Origin of the sequence: Curtobacterium sp. PhB172, from assembly GCF_003752545.1 — a bacterium.
Taxonomy (GTDB): Bacteria; Actinomycetota; Actinomycetes; order Actinomycetales; family Microbacteriaceae; genus Curtobacterium.
Genome location: NZ_RKIF01000005.1, coordinates 16046 through 28641, shown reverse-complemented (window position 1 = coordinate 28641; position 12596 = coordinate 16046). Strand labels below are relative to the sequence as shown.

Genomic DNA, 12596 nt, shown 5'->3' with positions numbered 1-12596 from the left:
CATGTCGACCTCACCTTCGCTCTCCCTCCGCAACCGCAGCCGCCTCGTCGCCGCTGCGGTCGCCATCGCGCTCGCTGGCAGCACCCTCGCGGTCCTCGCCCCGGCGACCTCGGCCAGCGCCGCGAGCTACCCGAGCTGGTCCGAGGTGCAGAAGGCCAAGTCCTCGACGAGTGCGCAGCAGGCGAAGGTCTCTGAGATCAAGTCGCTCATCTCGACCCTGAAGTCCGAGGCCGCGGCGAAGCAGAAGGCCGCACAGGCAGCCGGCGAGGCCTACCAGGCTGCACAGAACAAGTACGACGAGGCGACCCTCGAGCAGAAGACGCTCCAGTCCCAGGCGGACGACGCCGAGCAGACCGCCGCACAGTCCGAGGAGCAGGCCGGTCAGCTCGCCGCGCAGCTCGGTCGGGCCAGTGCCAACGACGTGACGACCGACATCCTCACGCACCCCTCGGACTCCGGTGACCTGCTCTACGAGCTCGGCGCAATGTCGAAGCTCAGCGAGCAGGCCGACGGCATCTACTCGCAGGCGTCGCAGGACCGGGGTACCGCGCAAGCCCAGGCCGACAAGGCGGACAAGGCCAAGGCGGCGTTGGGCGACCTCGCCGAAGCAGCCCAGTCGAAGATGCAGCAGGCGCAGGGTGCCGCCGACGCGGCACAGACCGCCGTCGACGCCCAGAACGACAACGAGTCGCGGCTCGAGGCCCAGCTGACCGCCCTCACCACCAAGCAGCGCGGTGTCGAGGCTGACTACCGCAAGGGCGTCGCCGCCGAGAAGGCCCGACAGGCGCGCATCGCCGCTGCTGCGGCCAAGGCAGCCGCGAAGGCCGCGGCGACGAGCCAGGGCGGCACCGGCGGCGGGACGGCCAACTCTGCCGGGTGGGTCCGTCCGGCCGGTGGCTTCCAGACCAGCGGCTACGGCATCCGCGTCGACCCGTACACGCACTCCACGGCACTGCACGCCGGGGTCGACCTCGCTCCCGCCTGCTACGCCCCGATCTACGCGGCCCACGACGGCACCGTGACCTTCGCGGGCAACGGCGGCGGCTACGGCAACGAGGTCATCCTGGACAACGGCGGCGGCATCTCGACCGCCTACGGACACATCGTCGACGGCGGGATCATGGTCGCGAACGGCCAGCACGTCTCCGCCGGGCAGCAGATCGCCAAGATCGGTTCGACCGGCTGGTCGACCGGGTGCCACCTCCACTTCGAGACCCGGGTCAACGGTGCTGCCGTCGACCCGGTCCCCTTCATGGCAGCGCGGGGGATCTCGGTATGAGCATCAGCGCAGCCGGGATGCGTTGACCCCGCCATGACCCTGTCCGCTCGCTCGTTCTCCTGCGGGATCGCCACCGTCGCCGTGCTCGGCATCGGACTGTCGGTCGTCGTCGCAGGACCTGCCCAGGCCGCGCCGTCGGCGCCGTCCTGGGACGACGTCAAGGCCGCGAAGTCGGATGCCGCCGACGCGCAGCAGACGGTGGACGAGCTGAGCGACCGGCTGACCTCGCTGCAGGCCGCCGCGGACCGCGCCGGCATCGTCGAGCAGCAGGCCGGGCAGGCGTACGCCCTCGCCGCCTCGCAGCAGCAGGAGGCGAAGGACACCCTCGCCGACCTGTCCGCGCAGTCGAAGCGGGCCAAGGGCAAGGCGGACGACTCCGCGGGCCAGGTGGCCGCGCTCGTCGTCGAGCTGTCCCGCACGGGCGGCGGCGACCTGTCGACGACGATGCTCACGGACGCCTCGGACTCCGGCGACCTGCTCTACCGCGTCGGCACGATGTCGCACCTGTCCGAGCGGTCGGCGACGATCCTGGCCCAGGCCCGCTCCGACCAGAAGACCGTGGACTCGCTCGCCGACCAGCAGGCCGTCGCCACGACGGCGCTGAGCAAGGCGACCGAAGCGACGAAGACCGCCTTCGCCACCGCCAACGACGTCTCCGCCGACGCCCAGGCCCGGGTGCAGAAGCAGCAGGACCAGCAGGACGAGGTCCTCCGTCAGCTCGCGTACCTCAAGGGCACGAGCGTCGCGACGGAGAGCGCCTACTGGAGTGCGCAGCAGGCCAAGGCGGCCGAGACCGCCCTGGCGGCCCAGACGAGCAGCAGCGGCACCGGCACGGCCACCGGCAGCGGCGCGAGCGGCACCAGCACCGACAACGGCACCAGCGGTGGCAGCAGCAACGGCAACACCTCGACCACCAACCCGAGCGCCGGCGGCGGTAGCGGCAGTGGCACGACCACCCCGTCGCGCCCGAGCACCCCGTCGAAGCCGAGCACGCCGGCGGCGCCCGCTCCCGCGCCCGCCCCGGCTCCCGCCAAGCCGAGCACGCCGACGCCGTCGAAGCCGAGCACCCCGGCGCCCAGCACTCCGGCACCCGCCCCGAGCAGCCCCTCGAAGGCCGCCGGTGCGATCTCGTACGCCCGCGGGCAGCTCGGCAAGCCCTACGTCCTCGGTGGTGCCGGCCCGAGCACCTGGGACTGCTCCGGCCTCGTGATGATGGCGTACAGCTCGCAGGGCATCGCGACCGGCGGCCACAACGTCGTCTGGCAGTACAACTACTTCGGCTCGATCGGTCGCCTCGTGCCGCTTTCGCAGCGCCAGCCCGGCGACATCCTCTTCTACTCGTCGAACGGAACCGCTTCAGGCGGTTACCACGACTCGATCTACACCGGCAACGGGATGATGGTCGAAGCAGCCAGACCGGGCGTCGGCGTGGTCGAGCGGGCGGTCTGGACGCCGAGTCAGCTCCTGCCCTACGTCGCCCGCCCGAGCGGCTCCCTGTAGCCCCTTCCCGGTGTGCCCGATCGTTCCCAGAACGGCTGCGGTAGCAAGCGGGATCGGGCATACCTGCCCGGATCAGAGCAGCAGGTACGCCCGTTCCCACCAGGTACGCCCGAACCCGCACGGCACAGCAAGCCCCCCACCGCCCGAACCCACACGGCGCGCCCCCACGAACACAGAACGGCGCCCGCCCTCCGGATGGAGAGCGGGCGCCGTTCGAGTATGTGCGGAGCGTCAGTGACCAGCGGGCACGTACGCGGCCTGGCCGGCCTGCACGATCGCCTCGGCCTCGGCGGCGTCGCCCCAGCCCTCGGCCTTGACCCACTTGTTCGGCTCGAGGTCCTTGTAGCGCTCGAAGAAGTGCGCGATCTCGGCCTTCGTCTGCTCGTCGACGTCCGAGATGTCCTGGATGTGCGTCCAGCGCGGGTCCTTCGCGGGAACCACGAGGACCTTCTCGTCCTTGCCGGCCTCGTCGCTCATCTTGAAGACGCCGACCGGACGGACCTTGACGCCCACGCCGGGGAACGTCGGGAACTCGAGGAGCAGCAGCGCGTCCACGGGGTCGCCGTCGTCAGCCAGGGTCTTCTCGAAGAAGCCGTAGTCGGTCGGGTAGACGAACGACGTGAACAGCACGCGGTCGAGGTAGACACGACCGGTCTCGTGGTCCACCTCGTACTTGTTGCGGCTGCCCTTGGGGATCTCGACGACGACGTCGTACGCGGCCATGTCTGTACTCCTGGTGTGTCGGTGGGGCTGTCGGTGGTCCCGAGAGCGCGGCTAACGTTACCGGGTGAACTCTCCGCGTCCCCGGCTGGACCCTGCCATCGCCGAGACCCGCCTGGCGGTCCGCGACCTGCTCGCCACCGCGCTCGACGACGGCGTCGTCACCGCGGGTGACCTCGTGCTGGTCGCGCTGAGCGGCGGACCGGACTCGCTCGCGCTCGCCGCGGCCACCGCGTTCGAGGCGGGCAAGCAGGGGCTCCGAGCCGGGGCAGTGGTCGTCGACCACGCGCTCCAGGCGGGCTCCGAGGCGGTCGCGAGCCGCGCCTCCCGGCAGGCATCCGAGCTGGGTCTGGACCCGGTCGAGGTCCGCAGGGTCGCGGTCGGCTCCGACGGCGGTCCGGAGGGCGCCGCCCGGGAGGCCCGCCACGCGTCGATCGCCGAGGTCGCCTCCGCCACCGGGTCGCGTCTCGTGCTGCTGGGGCACACCCTGGACGACCAGGCCGAGACGGTGCTGCTGGGCCTGCTGCGCGGCAGCGGGCCGGACAGCCTGTCCGGCATGCTGCCGCTCGCACGGCGCGACCAGGGGCCGGCCTACGGCCGCCCGCTGCTCACCGTGCGTCGGCACGCCACGCGGCAGGCGTGCGCCGCCGCCGGGCTGGCGCCGTGGCACGACCCGCAGAACGACGACCCGGCGTACACCCGGGTGCGGGTCCGGAACGCGCTCATGCCGGTGCTCGAACGCGAGCTCGGAGCCGGGGTGCCCGAGGCGCTGGCGCGGACGGCCGACCAGCTGCGCGAGGACTCGGCGGCACTCGACCACTTCGCCGAGGAACTGGCGGAGGACATCGCCGAGCACTCCGAGGCCGGCATCTCGCTGTCCGTCCGGGCGCTCGGGGCGAACCCGCCGGCGCTCCGGCAGCGACTCGTGCGCCTGGCGGTGGAGAGCGAGTTCGGCGTGACGCTGTCGCGCGTGCAGACGCTCGAGGTCTGCCGGCTCGTCACGGACTGGAGCGGACAGGGGCCGATCGACCTGCCGGGCGTCCGGGCGTCGCGATCCGGTGACCGCCTGTCGTTCAGTGCCGGTTAGGCTGGACCGGTGGAACTCTCCGACGTCCAGGCAGACCTGTCCGAAGTCCTCTTCACCCCCGAGCAGATCGACGACAAGCTCGCCGAACTCGCGGCGGTCGTCGACGCCGACTACGCAGGCCGCGACCCCCTGCTCGTCGGTGTCCTGAAGGGTGCCGTCATGGTGATGGCGGACTTCTCGCGGCACCTCAAGATGCAGGCGCGGATGGACTGGATGGCGGTGTCGTCCTACGGCTCCGGCACGAAGTCGTCCGGTGTGGTGCGGATCCTCAAGGACCTCGACACCGACCTGCACGGCCGCGACGTCCTCATCGTCGAGGACATCATCGACTCCGGTCTGACGCTGTCCTGGCTCAAGCAGAACCTGCAGTCCCGCGGTGCCGCGAGCGTCGAGATCGTCGCCCTGCTGCGCAAGCCCGAGGCCGCCAAGGTCGAGGTCGACGTCAAGTACGTGGGCTTCGACATCCCCGACGAGTTCGTGGTCGGGTACGGCCTCGACTACGACGAGCGCTACCGGAACCTGCGCGGTGTCGGCGTCCTGGCGCCGCACGTGTACTCGTAACCCGTCCAGGGGGTACATGCCTCGGGTGGAGTTCGCCCGCAGAGGACACCCATTCTCGCCACAGAATCGCGGCCGTATGCTGACCTGCACGCAACTTCGGCAGAGAAAGGTGTCGGGCACTCGCGCCCGGATCACATGAACTTCAAGCGCATCTTCCGCGGCCCGTACCTCTACGTGCTGATCGCGCTGGCGGGCATCTTCATCGGCTGGAGCGTCATCAGCCAGGGCAGCACGACCGAGGTCAGCACCCAGAAGGGCCTCGAGCAGCTCGCCGACGGCAAGATCTCGTCCGTCATCGTCAACTCCACCGAGCAGCGGGTGGACATGATCACCCGCGACGGCGACAAGCAGGAGCAGTTCTACTACTCCACGCCCCGTGGCGAAGAGGTCATCCAGGCCGTCAACGACGCCAACCTGCCCAAGGGCTACGACGACCACGTGAACACGGGCAACTGGTTCCTGTCGCTCCTCGGCGTCCTGCTCCCCTTCCTGATCATCGGTGCCCTGTTCTGGTTCCTGCTCTCGAGCGCCCAGGGCGGCGGCTCGAAGGTCATGCAGTTCGGCAAGTCGAAGGCCAAGATCAACAACAAGGAGAACCCGCAGGTGTCGTTCGCCGACGTCGCGGGCTCCGACGAGGCGATCGAGGAACTCCACGAGATCAAGGAGTTCCTGAAGGAGCCGGCGAAGTTCCAGGCCGTCGGCGCCAAGATCCCGAAGGGCGTGCTGCTGTACGGCCCTCCCGGAACCGGCAAGACCCTGCTCGCCCGCGCCGTCGCCGGCGAAGCGGGTGTGCCGTTCTACTCGATCTCCGGTTCGGACTTCGTCGAGATGTTCGTCGGTGTCGGTGCGAGCCGTGTCCGTGACCTCTTCGAGCAGGCCAAGGCGAACTCGCCGGCCATCGTCTTCATCGACGAGATCGACGCCGTCGGTCGTCACCGTGGTGCCGGCATCGGCGGCGGCAACGACGAGCGCGAGCAGACGCTCAACCAGCTGCTCGTCGAGATGGACGGCTTCGACGGCAAGACGAACGTCATCCTCATCGCCGCGACGAACCGCCCCGACGTGCTCGACCCCGCGCTCCTGCGTCCGGGCCGCTTCGACCGCCAGATCGGTGTCGACGCCCCGGGCATGGCCGGCCGCAAGCAGATCCTCGAGGTGCACGCGAAGGGCAAGCCGCTCGCCGCGAGCGTCGACCTCGAGCTGCTCGCCCGCAAGACGCCGGGCTTCACCGGCGCCGACCTGGCGAACGTCCTGAACGAGGCCGCGCTGCTCACCGCCCGGTCGAACGCGCAGCTCATCGACAACCGCGCGCTGGACGAGGCCGTCGACCGTGTCATGGCGGGCCCGCAGCGTCGGACCCGGATCATGTCCGACCAGGAACGCCTGATCACCGCGTACCACGAGGGCGGCCACGCCCTGGCGGCAGCGGCGATGCGGCACACCGACCCGGTCACGAAGATCACGATCCTGCCGCGCGGCCGTGCCCTCGGGTACACGATGGTGCTCCCGCTCGAGGACAAGTACTCGGTCACCCGCAACGAGCTGCTCGACCAGCTCACCTACGCCATGGGTGGACGCGTCGCCGAGGAGATCGTGTTCCACGACCCCACCACCGGCGCCTCGAACGACATCGAGAAGGCCACCGGCACCGCCCGCAAGATGGTCACCGAGTACGGCATGAGCCAGGCCGTTGGGTCCGTCAAGCTCGGTTCCGGGTCGAGCGAGCCGTTCGTCGGCCGTGACATGAGCGGTGGTACCGGGCGCGACTACTCGGAGAACATCGCCCAGACGGTCGACGCCGAGACCCGTGCGCTGCTCGAGGCCGCGCACAACGAGGCCTACCAGGTGCTCAACGACAACCGCGACATCCTCGACCGCCTGGCCGGTGAGCTCCTCGAGAAGGAGACGCTCGACGCCCCGGAGCTCGTGGAGATCTTCAAGGACGTCCGCAAGCTGCCGGAGCGCCCGCAGTGGCTCTCCAGCGACAAGCGTCCGGTGAGCAACCTGCCCGCGATCGACGTGCCCGGGCAGGCCGCCGCCACCGCAGCGGACCAGTCGGACAGCGAGTCGACCTCGAAGCCCCGTCGTCGCCCCTTCGGCAACCCGGGTATCGCCCCGGCGTAGGGGGCCGGCATGACCGACCTGCCGACGAGACGTGCTCGTCGGCTCGACACCCGCGGCGGTCCGACACCGGACCGCACGCGGGTGTTGGGCATCCTCAACGTGACGCCGGACTCGTTCAGCGACGGCGGGCTGCACCAGGCCTACGACGCCGCCGTGCAGCACGCGCGTGACCTCGTCGCCGCGGGTGCCGACATCATCGACGTCGGTGGGGAGTCGACCCGGCCGGGCTCGGAGCGCGTGCCGGTGCCGGTCGAGCAGGAGCGTGTGCTGCCGGTCGTCCGGCAGCTCTTCGCCGAGGGCATCCCGGTGAGCGTCGACACGATGAACGCCTCGACCGCCGAACGGGCCGTCGAACTCGGCGCCGCGATCGTCAACGACGTGTCCGGCGGCCTGGCCGACCCGGACATGGCCCGCGTGGTCGCGTCGACCGGGGTCGGGTTCGTGGTCATGCACTGGCGTGGCCACAGCGACCGGATGTACCGCAACGCCGAGTACGTGCACGCCGTCGACGAGGTCCGGCGCGAGGTCGAGATGCGGGTCGCCGAGCTCATCGTCCTCGGGGTGCGCCAGGAACAGGTCGTGATCGACCCGGGCCTCGGCTTCGCCAAGCAGGGCGTGCAGAACTGGGAGATCCTGGCCGGCTACGAACGGTTCGCCTCGATCGGCCTGCCGGTGCTCGTCGCCGCATCACGCAAGCGGTTCCTGGACGGAGTGGGCAGCCCCGAGGGTGCCCCGCCGAAGGACCGCGACCTCGCCACCGCCGCCATCAGCCTGCTCGCCGCCGAACGCGGTGCGTGGGGGGTGCGCGTGCACGACCCGGCACCGACCCGTGCCGTGCTCGACGTCTGGGACGCCTGGAGGGCAGCTCGCTCGTGAACGACACCATCCGCCTCGTCGGGGTCCGCGCGCGCGGCCACCACGGCGTCTTCGACCACGAACGTGCCGACGGTCAGGACTTCGTCGTCGACGTCGCCGTGGAGCTCGACGCCCGCGCGGCCTCGGGCAGCGACGACCTCGACGCCACCGTGCACTACGGCGTCCTCGCCGAGCAGGTCGTCGCCGAGATCGAACGCGACCCGGTGGACCTGATCGAGACCCTCGCGGAGCGCATCGCGGCCGCGGTGCTCACCCACCGTGCGGCCCTGGCGACCGAGGTCACCGTGCACAAGCCGCAGGCGCCCATCACCGTGCCGTTCACCGACGTCTCGATCACCATCCGCCGTGCCCGCGGGGCGACCGTGCCGGACGAGGAAGAAGAGTGAGCCGCGTCGTCGTCGCGCTCGGCGCCAACCTCGGCGACCGGGGGAGCACCCTCCGCGCCGCTGCCCGAGCGGTCGCCGCGCTGCCCGGGGTCCACCCGGTGGCGTCGAGCCACGAGGTCGAGTCGGTCGCCGTCACCCTGGACGGCCGCGACGACACCAAGCCGCGGTACCGCAACGCCGTCGTGGTCGTCGACACCGACCTCGAGCCGCAGGCGTTCCTCGACGCACTGCACGGCATCGAGGACGAGCACGGCCGCACCCGCGACGTCCGCTGGGGCGACCGGACCATCGACCTCGACGTCGTCGCCATCGACGACCTGCGCATCGACACCGCCACGCTCACCGTGCCGCACCCCCGTGCCGCCGAGCGCGCGTTCGTGCTCGCACCGTGGCTCGACGCCGACCCCGCGGCCGTCCTGCCCGGCGCCGGACCGGTGGCCGACCTGCTCGCCGCCGTGGGGGACGACACCGAGCGCGTCGACGAGCCGCGCCTGTTCGCGGACGTGCCCCGCGCCTCCCGGGCCACCACCGAAGGGAACGTGACCCAGCCGTGAAGCCGACCCGTCCCTCCACCCTGCTCAGCATCGCCGTCGTGACCGCGGTGGCGGGCTTCGCGTTCGACGCGGTGCTCGCGTCGCGACAGTCGCCGACGCTGCTGCTCGCCGTGCCGCTCGGCATCACGCTCGCGTTCATCGGCGTCGCCGTCGTGCTCATGGCGCGACCCGTCCGCCGGCACGCCCGCGAGGGCGCGGGCCGGCAGCGCCCGGTCGACCCGCTCTACGCCACGCGTGTCGTGGTGCTGGCGAAGGCCTCGAGCATCTGCGGCGTCCTGTTCGGCGGCTTCGCGATCGGGCTGGTCGTGTACCTCCTGACCCGCTCGGTGACGCCTTCGCTAGGCTCGACCCTGTCGAACGTGGTCGCCGTCGGGGGCGGGATCGTGCTGACGGTCTGCGCACTCGTGGCAGAGCGCATGTGCATCGCTCCTCCGAGCGACGACGACGAGCCGGGCGACCCCCGGAACGGCACGACGGCGAACTGACCCGAGCACACCCACTGGAGGCCCGCGATGGCGCGTGAACGACTCGACGAGCCGGGCCTCGGCCTGACCGGCATCGACTGGACCAGGGTGTCCGCGAAGCTCGTGTGGACCGAACTCATCACGACCCTCGTGATCGGCCTCGTGGTGACCGCCGGCCTGGTCCTGATCGGGATCGTGAACGACGGCTTCGGCTCGGGCGCCGGCACCGTCTGGCTGCTCATCGGCATCGTGGTGCTCGTCATCACGCTCGTCACCGCGGCGCTGACGCCCCGCCGGGTCCGTGCGATCGGCTACGCCCTGCGTGACGACGACCTGGTGGTCCGCCGCGGCCTGATGTGGCAGCGCTTCACGGCGGTGCCGTACGGGCGCATGCAGCTCGTCGACGTGGCGCGCGGTCCGCTCGACCGGGCGCTCGGCATGAGCGAGCTGAAGTTCGTGACTGCCGCGGCCGCCACGAACGTCCGCATCCCCGGTATCCCCGCGACCGACGCCGACGAACTGCGCGACCGGCTCGTCGAGCTCGCCGAGTCCCGCCGCGCCGGGCTGTAGGGGGTCGCGGTGACCTTCCGACCCGGCCCGCCGCCGCCCGCCCCGCCGACGCGCGGGAACGCCGCTGCCGCAGCGCCCCTGACCGACGGCGAGTGGCACCGCCTGCACCCGCTGACCCCGCTGCTCAAGGGCGGGATCTTCCTGATCGTCATCCTCGGCTACGTGCTGAACAGCCTGCGCGACCAGCTCGTCGAGTTCTTCATCCCCGGCGGCGAGCAGCAGGACGGCGACCCCGTCCGCTACGTCTACGAGCACGGCGTCGTCGGCTGGGTGCTGCTCGGCGTCGCGGTGTTCCTGCTCGTGCTCATCGGGCTCTTCTACCTGTCCTGGCGCATGCACGAGTTCCGGGTCACTGGCGAGATCGTCGAAGTCCGCTCGGGCGTGCTGTTCCGGAACCACCGCAAGGCCCGGCTCGACCGGATCCAGGGCATCAACATCTCGCGTCCGCTCATCCCGCGGGTGTTCGGCACGGCGAAGCTCGAGATCGCCCAGGCCGGCAACGACGCCAACGTGCAGCTCGCGTACCTCGGGGTGAAGGCCGCCGACGACCTGCGGCTGCGCATCCTCGTGCTCGCCTCGGGTGCGAAGGACGACGACCGTGGCAGTGGTCCGGCGCGCGCGTCGAACGGTGTGCTGCAGGACCGCGTCGACGAGATGTTCTCGCCCGAGCTCGACCCCGCCGCGGTGCAGGCCACCCGGATCGTCAAGGTGAAGCCCGGCCGGCTGATCGCGTCGATGCTGCTCTCCGGCACCACCGTCTTCATCCTCCTGGCCGTGGCGGCGATGATCGTCAGTGTCGCGCTCACCGGCGAGTACGGGATCCTGTTCGGTCTGTTCCCCGCCGTGATCGGTGCGGGCAGCTACTACGTCCGCAAGTTCTCGCGGTCGCTGCAGTACACGATCGCCGAGACCCGTGACGGCATCCGGATCGGGTTCGGGCTCGTGTCGACCTCGAACGAGACGCTGCCCCCGGGCCGCATCCACGCCGTCAAGGTCGCGCAGCCGCTGCTCTGGCGACCGTTCGGCTGGTGGGACGTCCGGATCAACCGTGCGACGAACGCCGGCAACGGGGCATCGAGCAACCAGCAGGCCTCCGCCATCGTGCTGCCCGTCGGCACCGCGGCCGACGTCCGCGAGGTCCTCGACATCATCCTGCCCGGCCTGGTCGGCACTGCCGTCGCGGGCCCCGAGGCCTCGCAGGAGGCCCTGCGGGAAGGCTCCGCCGAGGCCGTCAGCGTCGTCGACGACAGCCTCACCACGAGCGGCGACGAGGGCGGCTTCGTGCACTCCCCGCGCCGCGGTGCGTGGCTCCGCCCGTTCGCGTTCCGGCGCAACGGGTACCGGTTCGTGCAGGGCGCGGTGCTGCTCCGGCTCGGCGCCGTCTGGCGGTCGCTCGTCATCGTGCCGCTGCCCCGGGTGCAGAGCGTCAAGGTCGAGCAGGGTCCGCTCGAGCGTGCCCTGCGGCTCGCCGCCGTCCACGTGCACACCGTCGCCGGGCCGGTCTCGGCCCGCGTCGGTGCGCTCGACGCGCGGGACGCGCAGCGGCTGTGGTCCGAGACGACCCAGCGCGCCGTCGAGGCCGCTGCGGTCGACACGTCCCACCGGTGGCGCGAACGGGAGGCCCGTCCCGCGTCCGCCAGGCACGCTGCGGACGTGCCGTGGCCCGGGACCGGAGCCCCTGCCGGGCCCGACGCCGACCACCGGCCCGGCACCGTGCCTCCCGGCCCGGGGTGGAGCGACGTCCCGCCCACCGGGGCCGTCCGATGAGGGCCGGGCGCCTCGGCGTCGGCGTCGTCGGTGCCGGACGGGTCGGACCCGTGCTCGGCGCCGCACTCGCGAACGCGGAACACGCGGTCGTCGGGGTGACCGCCGTGTCCGCCGAGAGCCGTGACCGTGCCGAGGCGATGCTGCCCGGCGCTCCCGTGCTCGCGACGCCGGACCTGGTCGAGCGGAGCGAACTCGTGCTGCTCGCCGTGCCGGACGACCAGCTGGCCTCGCTCGTGCAGGGCCTGGCGGACGCCGGCATCTGGCAGCCCGGACAACTCGTCGTGCACACCAGCCCGGACCACGGCGTCGGCATCCTCGCCCCCGCGATGGCGGCCGGCGCGATCCCGCTCGCCATCCACCCCGCGATGGCGTTCACCGGCACCAGCGTCGACCTGTCGCGGCTCCGTGACGCCTACTGCGCGGTCACCGCTCCCTCACCCGTGCTGCCCATCGCGCAGGCCCTGGTGGTCGAGATGGGCGCCGAGCCGTTCGTCATCGCCGAGGGGGACCGGTCCGCCTACGCCGACGCCGTCCGCGCCGCCGTGAGCTTCTCGACCGCGATCGTGGACCAGTCGGCGGGCACGCTCTCCGGCATCGGCGTCGACCACCCCGGCCGGGTGCTCGGTGCGCTCGTCCGCTCCGCCGTCGACAACGCACTGACGGCCGCCGACGGGCAGTCCACGCTGTAGCGAGGGTGGCCGCCGGTTC

General features: G+C 71.6%; 13 protein-coding genes. 12 read left to right on the top strand and 1 reads right to left on the bottom strand.

The genetic code is table 11. From position 1 onward, the window contains the following. The first annotated feature begins 1 nt into the window (after position 1). Positions 2-1279, top strand: a complete 1278-nt coding sequence (locus EDF42_RS01070; protein ID WP_123339204.1) for a M23 family metallopeptidase — start codon at positions 2-4, stop codon at positions 1277-1279. 33 nt (positions 1280-1312) lie between these two features. Beyond that, positions 1313-2779 carry an NlpC/P60 family protein gene (locus EDF42_RS01065; RefSeq protein ID WP_123339203.1) on the top strand — a complete coding sequence of 489 codons (1467 nt, stop codon included), beginning with the start codon at positions 1313-1315 and terminating at the stop codon, positions 2777-2779. A 231-nt stretch (positions 2780-3010) separates the two neighbouring features. Here EDF42_RS01065 and EDF42_RS01060 read toward each other — a convergent pair whose 3' ends face one another. Beyond that, entirely contained in the window at positions 3011-3502 is a 492-nt protein-coding gene (locus EDF42_RS01060; protein ID WP_111086931.1) for an inorganic diphosphatase, read from the bottom strand. A gap of 64 nt (positions 3503-3566) precedes the next feature. Between EDF42_RS01060 and tilS the strand changes: the two genes are divergently transcribed. The 10 genes from tilS to EDF42_RS01010 all read left to right on the top strand — a co-directional run bounded on the left by tilS (position 3567) and on the right by EDF42_RS01010 (position 12577). Further along, the gene (gene tilS, locus EDF42_RS01055; protein ID WP_123671236.1) at positions 3567-4586 is read left to right on the top strand and encodes a tRNA lysidine(34) synthetase TilS; all 1020 of its coding nucleotides are present in this window, start codon (positions 3567-3569) and stop codon (positions 4584-4586) included. Positions 4587-4595: 9 nt separating this feature from the next. Then, positions 4596-5147, top strand: coding sequence for a hypoxanthine phosphoribosyltransferase (hpt, locus tag EDF42_RS01050; RefSeq protein WP_111086933.1), 552 nt, complete (start codon positions 4596-4598; stop codon positions 5145-5147). A gap of 135 nt (positions 5148-5282) precedes the next feature. Further along, a complete protein-coding gene (gene ftsH / locus EDF42_RS01045) occupies positions 5283-7271 on the top strand; it encodes an ATP-dependent zinc metalloprotease FtsH (RefSeq protein ID WP_123294542.1) in 1989 nt (662 codons plus the stop codon). A 9-nt stretch (positions 7272-7280) separates the two neighbouring features. Next, complete coding sequence (folP, locus tag EDF42_RS01040) at positions 7281-8147, top strand: dihydropteroate synthase (RefSeq protein ID WP_221180992.1); 867 nt, start codon at positions 7281-7283, stop codon at positions 8145-8147. Then, a complete protein-coding gene (folB, locus tag EDF42_RS01035) occupies positions 8144-8533 on the top strand; it encodes a dihydroneopterin aldolase (protein ID WP_123294543.1) in 390 nt (129 codons plus the stop codon). Before folP ends, folB begins: the two co-directional genes overlap by 4 nt. Then, positions 8530-9087, top strand: a complete 558-nt coding sequence (folK, locus tag EDF42_RS01030) for a 2-amino-4-hydroxy-6-hydroxymethyldihydropteridine diphosphokinase (protein WP_123671235.1) — start codon at positions 8530-8532, stop codon at positions 9085-9087. Before folB ends, folK begins: the two co-directional genes overlap by 4 nt. After that, positions 9084-9572, top strand: coding sequence for a DUF3180 domain-containing protein (locus EDF42_RS01025; RefSeq protein WP_123671234.1), 489 nt, complete (start codon positions 9084-9086; stop codon positions 9570-9572). The genes folK and EDF42_RS01025 overlap by 4 nt, the downstream gene beginning before the upstream one ends. 27 nt (positions 9573-9599) lie before the next feature. Then, positions 9600-10121 (top strand): PH domain-containing protein, encoded by a 522-nt coding sequence (locus EDF42_RS01020; RefSeq protein WP_111086938.1) that lies wholly within the window; start codon positions 9600-9602, stop codon positions 10119-10121. Positions 10122-10130: 9 nt separating this feature from the next. Continuing rightward, positions 10131-11888 (top strand): PH domain-containing protein, encoded by a 1758-nt coding sequence (locus EDF42_RS01015; RefSeq protein WP_123671233.1) that lies wholly within the window; start codon positions 10131-10133, stop codon positions 11886-11888. After that, entirely contained in the window at positions 11885-12577 is a 693-nt protein-coding gene (locus tag EDF42_RS01010) for a Rossmann-like and DUF2520 domain-containing protein (protein WP_185040707.1), read from the top strand. The genes EDF42_RS01015 and EDF42_RS01010 overlap by 4 nt, the downstream gene beginning before the upstream one ends. Positions 12578-12596: the final 19 nt, after the last annotated feature.

Excerpts from the sequence above, each read along its gene's own strand:
- EDF42_RS01070 (WP_123339204.1), top strand. The coding sequence starts at position 2 with ATGTCGACCTCACCTTCGCTCTCCCTCCGCAACCGCAGCCGCCTCGTC.
- EDF42_RS01065 (WP_123339203.1), top strand. The coding sequence starts at position 1,313 with ATGACCCTGTCCGCTCGCTCGTTCTCCTGCGGGATCGCCACCGTCGCC.
- EDF42_RS01060 (WP_111086931.1), bottom strand. The coding sequence starts at position 3,502 with ATGGCCGCGTACGACGTCGTCGTCGAGATCCCCAAGGGCAGCCGCAAC.
- ftsH (WP_123294542.1), top strand. The coding sequence starts at position 5,283 with ATGAACTTCAAGCGCATCTTCCGCGGCCCGTACCTCTACGTGCTGATC.
- folP (WP_221180992.1), top strand. The coding sequence starts at position 7,281 with ATGACCGACCTGCCGACGAGACGTGCTCGTCGGCTCGACACCCGCGGC.
- EDF42_RS01020 (WP_111086938.1), top strand. The coding sequence starts at position 9,600 with ATGGCGCGTGAACGACTCGACGAGCCGGGCCTCGGCCTGACCGGCATC.
- EDF42_RS01010 (WP_185040707.1), top strand. The coding sequence starts at position 11,885 with ATGAGGGCCGGGCGCCTCGGCGTCGGCGTCGTCGGTGCCGGACGGGTC.